General features: G+C 38.1%; 3 protein-coding genes. All 3 read left to right on the top strand.

The window, feature by feature from the left end; genetic code table 11:
* Positions 1-109: 109 nt before the first annotated feature.
* The 3 genes from F6K13_RS16590 (at position 110) to psb28 (ending at position 4,611) form a co-directional block, all read left to right on the top strand.
* Positions 110-1,579, top strand: coding sequence for a cobyrinate a,c-diamide synthase (locus F6K13_RS16590; protein ID WP_287239023.1), 1,470 nt, complete (start codon positions 110-112; stop codon positions 1,577-1,579).
* Positions 1,580-1,793: 214 nt separating this feature from the next.
* A complete protein-coding gene (locus tag F6K13_RS16585; RefSeq protein ID WP_240041579.1) occupies positions 1,794-3,800 on the top strand; it encodes an SGNH/GDSL hydrolase family protein in 2,007 nt (668 codons plus the stop codon).
* A gap of 460 nt (positions 3,801-4,260) precedes the next feature.
* Positions 4,261-4,611: a photosystem II reaction center protein Psb28 gene (gene psb28 / locus F6K13_RS16580; protein WP_124147349.1), complete on the top strand. Its 351-nt coding sequence runs from the start codon at positions 4,261-4,263 to the stop codon at positions 4,609-4,611.
* Positions 4,612-5,382 lie beyond the last annotated feature (771 nt).

Raw genomic sequence — 5,382 nt, 5'->3', positions numbered from 1 at the left:
TGTTAATATTAACTGTTCCCTGTTCCCAGTTAAGTGTTCCCTATAAACCTACTTTCATACCTTAATTCAGCAATGCCCAATTTTTTGAGTTAAAAAGACGGGGGAAATATTGAGTTTAATAGTTGCGGGGGAACGTAGTGGGGTTGGTAAAACAACTGTTACGTTGGCTTTACTGTCTTATTTAAAGTGGCAAAATTTGCAGGTGCAATCATTTAAGGTGGGGCCTGATTATATTGACCCGATGTTTCATCAGTATGTCACGGGTAAGTCTTGTCGGAATTTAGACCCGGTGTTGACTTCCGAGGTTTATGTGCAGCAATGTTTTGCACGAAATATTCAAGATGTTGATTTTGCTTTGGTTGAGGGGGTGATGGGTTTATTTGATGGGGTAAGTTTTGCTCCCCCCTGTCCACCCTTTTTAAGGGGGGTAGAAGATCAAAGTGGTAGGTGTTTTCCTGATTTTGCTTCTACTGCTCATATTTCTCGGTTACTGAATGTACCTGTATTATTGGTGCTTGACTGTAGTCGGTTATCAGGTTCTGTGGCAGCGATCGCTCATGGTTTAATTTCTTTTGACTCTAATATTAATTTTGCTGGTTTGATACTCAACCGGGTCGGGAGCGATCGCCATTTACAGTTACTTCAAAATTCCCTTAAATTTATAAATTTACCTGTACTTGGGGTACTACGACGACATCAAAATATTACTATTCCTGACCGACATTTAGGTTTACTTCCTACTGATGAAATGCCAGATTTAGATAATTTAATTAATGACTTAGCTGACTTAGCAAAAACTTGTTTTGATTGGGAGAAATTACTACCACTTTTAAAAAATCATAATGAGGGGTCTCAGCACTTTTTATCTAGCCAAGTTCTCCCTAACAATAGAATACATTTTCCACTATCAAATGTCAAGAATATTGAGAAAAAAAAGTCGCAATTTTTGATAGGAGTAGCTCGCGATCGCGCATTTAATTTCTATTATCAAGACAACCTAGATATTCTGGAAGAGTTAGGAGCAAAAATAGTATTTTGGAGTCCCCTAAAGGATGAAAATTTACCTGCGGGAGTGGAAGGTTTATATTTTGGTGGTGGATTTCCAGAAGTTTTTGCTCAACAGTTAAGCGAAAATATTTTAATCAGAAAAGCTGTTGAGAAAGCAATTATTTCTGGAATGCCAACTTATGCTGAATGTGGTGGGTTAATGTATTTATCTCAGGCAATTATTGACTTTAATAGTAAGTCTTGGGAGATGGTAGGAATTTTACCAACTACGGCAGTAATGGGTAAAAATTTAAAGTTAGGATATCGGCAAGCAATTACTAATATAGATACTCCTTTATTAGCAGCAAATACACAAGTTTATGGACATGAATTTCATCGTTCTGAATTAACTGCAGCACCCCCAATACCTCTATACAAAATGTGGCGAATTGATGAGGATAAAAATCGGAGCAAAGCAACTGTTGAAGGTTGGAAATTTTATCAACTTCATGCTTCCTATCTTCATATTCATTGGGGGAGTAGAGTAGATATTCCTCAGCGATTTCTCAATCATTTAATTAGGGTTTGCTGATTAAATATAAAAGCATTGACATATAAGTTTGACATTCCTAGATAACTTGAATTATCCTTAAAAAGTAAATTTATGAGGACTTACGCAAATTAACCTTAAAAACGCCATATGTAGGGGCAAATGGTATTGGCTAGCGCCAAACTCCGCTAAGGCCATCACTGGATTTAGTGTCCCTGCGTAAGTCCTGTTTATTATACTAATCAAGGTTAAATAAATGAATGATATTGAGGATGAAAACTTTGATAATTCCAATCTGGATTTTTCCCAAATGTTCGTCTTTGGGGATAGTCTTTCAGATACAGGAAATTTTTTTAGTATCCTAGAAGGACAAATTCCAGAAAACCCCCTATCTTTTGAGGGCAGACTTTCTAACGGACCTGTTTGGGTAGATTCTCTAGCATCATCCTTAGACTTAGAAATAAATCCTATAGCTTTTTCCACTGGTGTTGTCTTTCCAGATGGAGCCAACTATGCTATAGCTGGAGCGCAGAGTGGAAACCAAAACAATGTTAATGGTCTGCCAGGTTTAGAACAACAACTTGAGAGTTTTATCGATCCTCTATTAGCAACAAATCAGTCTGCTAACTCTGATGCACTATATATTATTTGGGTGGGTTCCAATGATTATCTTGTAGAGCCTATATCTCAATTAGGCATAGTACCGCCACCGGAGGAACCAGCTAATACAGATACAACTGTTAATAATATCACCAATGGTATTGAAGCTTTATATGATGTAGGCGCTCGCAACTTCCTGGTCCCTAACTTATCATCATCATTAGAACTCACACCTGTAGGTGCATTGGTAGATACATCTACATCTGAGGAATTTAATAATTTAGCTAATGAGCATAATCAAAAACTGGAGTCAAAGATCGCTGAGTTAGAGCAATCTTTGTCTGGAGCTACTATTACCTTATTCAATTTTAACCCTATTTTAGATGGGTTCGTTGATAATCCCGCTCAGTTTGGTTTTACCAATGTAACAGATATATGGTCAGATAACGTTTTGGCTGTTTGCCCAGATGCCTTTTTAGGAGAAGATGGTTCAGTAGAATCCTGTGATGTTGATGTTCCTGATCCAGATGAATACATATTCTGGGATATAATTCATCCTACAGAAGCAGCTCATCAGTTCATAGCAAATGAAGCTCTAGATACTCTGGAAATTGAATATAGTATTGAAGTACACCCAGGAATTACAGTTAATTCTACAGAGGATCTCAACACCTCTGAAACAGGAGACACTGTCGAATTTACCGTTGTTCTCGATAGCCAACCTACCGCCGACGTTACCATTGCCATTAGCAGTTCCGACGAAACCGAAGGCATAGTTGATACTGACAGTCTCACCTTTACTTCAGAAAATTGGGACGAACCCCAAACCGTTACTGTGACAGGAGTAACCGACAACGAAATCGACGGGAACATCGACTATACTATTGAACTAGCAGCCGCTGAAAGTGAGGATGATAACTACAATGGCATCGATCCAGATGATGTAGAGATTTCTAATATTGATGACGGCGATATAGTTCCTGGTCTCAACCTAGAAGGTACTAATGATAACGATATTCTCAATGGTGACTTGGGCAACGACAGATTAAGTGGACTAGGAGGTAACGACACCCTTAATGGTAACAACGGCAACGATAGTCTCCTGGGTGGAAAGGATGACGACCGTTTGAATGGTGGGGATGGCGATGATGTTCTTAATGGTGGTTTGGGTAACGACTTTATACTTGGTGGGGATGGCAATGACCTTTTGATTGGCCGTCCTGGTTTCGATCATCTCCTTGGGGGTAATGGTAATGATATTATAGAAGGTGGTACTGGTCGCGATCGCTTAAATGGCGGTAGTGGAAATGACATTTTAACTGGGGGAGCAAGTATAGACCGCTTTATTTTTGCCACTAATGCGGAGTTTACTGCTGAAGATTTAGGAATAGATCGAATTACAGATTTTGTTCCCGGACAAGACTTGATTCTCCTAGACCAAAGAACTTTCACTGCACTTACCAGTATTGAAACAGAGTTTGAGGAAGTTAGCAGTAATCAAGAAGCGGCCACTGCTAATGCTTTGATTGTGTACAACACTGGTAACGGAAACTTATTCTACAACCAAAATGGCAGTGAAGCAGGATTTGGTAGTGGTGGCAGATTTGCTAGACTGCTCAATGAAGCATCTGTGAGTGCTGATGATTTCTTGCTCAGAGCTTAAGGAAGTCAGAACTCAGAAGTCAGAACTCAGAAGTCAACCCACCCCTAACCCCTCCCAGGAGCGGAAGTAGGGGATTTGAGCAACTATCCAAAAATATTGCGCCTTAAAAGGTGGGGTTGCGCGACCCATATTATTTTGATAAAGACAGCAGATTCCTTGCATAAGAAGTACAGAGATTAACAAGGAAATGAATTCAAGTGCGGGCATCTTGCCCGCCATGAATGTATCTCACTAAAGTGGAATCTGCTGTATGTTTACTTCTCTGTACAGACGTTGGATGCAATGTCCCTATCTACTTCCCCTCCTGGGAGCAGTAGGGGTGGGTCTCCTACTCAAGATACGGGTTGAAAAGTTTTTGAGAAATGGTATAATCTCTCCTTCGACTGCTATACTCCTCACTTTCTACTTTTTTTGGTAAAATAATCACTGTTTAATATTAATATTCAGCTTGAGAAATAAAATGACAGTATCTGTGGAATTTATTGAAGGATTGAATGAGAAAATTACAGAAGTTAGTCTGAGAAAACGTCGTAACTCTGACACAAAAATAGTTGTACTAATGTTTGACCGTCTTCAAGCTACGGAAAGTTTTCGTTCCTTCACTAATAAAATAAATAAATTATGGTTGAAAGACGAGGAAGGAAATATTGAAGTTGCTCCTAGTGGGATTAAATTTTTGTCTGCTGATGAAAGTGATTTTTCTCAAGTAGAATGTTCTTTTGAAGTAGAATCAGAGGAAAATTTTGAGAGAGTCATGCGATTTTTACACCGTTATGCTGAGGCGAATGGTTTCGAGTTTAAGTCTAATTAAGTAACTTTGAAGAAGGAAGAAGGAAGAAGTAGATGGGGATAAGTCAACGACATGAATTGGCGTGTCTTATCATACCATTTATCAAAAACTTTTCTAGATTTTATTGATTAGGGGACTGGGAGAGTCGGGGAGTAGTAAACATAAGAGTAATTAACATTAACTTGGCTTAAATTAGCAAAAAAAAATTCTGCCTGTGTTAATTACTTAATAACTGAAGTTTTACTTAAGTATAGAATTAATGCATGGGAATTGGTCTGAGACCAAACAATTTGAAGCACTCGCTGTAAGGTGAGGTATTATACCATGTTCGGTAGAACAGTTATAATAGGACTTTGTAGTTTTGCTTGAGCAATAATACTAAGTATTGTAAGGGCTAAAGCCTAACTACAAACAAAAAATTTATTATAATATCATGTCCGGATAATTAGTTATAAAAAAACTTTCTCCTTCTTCTCCTGTTGTTCTTCTTTATTACCTCTTTCCTCCTGACTCCTGACTCCTGACTCCTGAGGACTCCGTAGTTATTTATTTATCACTGTTTAACCGGACATGATATAAAATTATGCCAATTTTAAAAAATAATGTTACGAATAGTAAAAGGAATAAAAAGACAAATGTAGGATATGCTCTTTGACAAAAACGATGATTTACGACCTAAAAAACGCTTTAAATAGTATTCATTCTGACTCCTGACTCCTGACTCCTGACTCCTAAGAAATATCCTAGCTATTTGTAGCAAACATTTATCAATTTGGTATTATGCCTGCTAAA

This window comes from Okeania sp. SIO2B9 (genome assembly GCF_010672505.1).
GTDB classification, from domain to species: domain Bacteria; phylum Cyanobacteriota; class Cyanobacteriia; order Cyanobacteriales; family Microcoleaceae; genus Okeania; species Okeania hirsuta.
The sequence above is the reverse complement of the archived record's forward strand: the minus strand, read 5'-3'. Positions and strand labels throughout refer to the sequence as shown.

Coding starts and splice junctions, on each gene's coding strand:
- F6K13_RS16585 (WP_240041579.1), top strand. CDS start 1,794: ATGAATGATATTGAGGATGAAAACTTTGATAATTCCAATCTGGATTTT.
- psb28 (WP_124147349.1), top strand. CDS start 4,261: ATGACAGTATCTGTGGAATTTATTGAAGGATTGAATGAGAAAATTACA.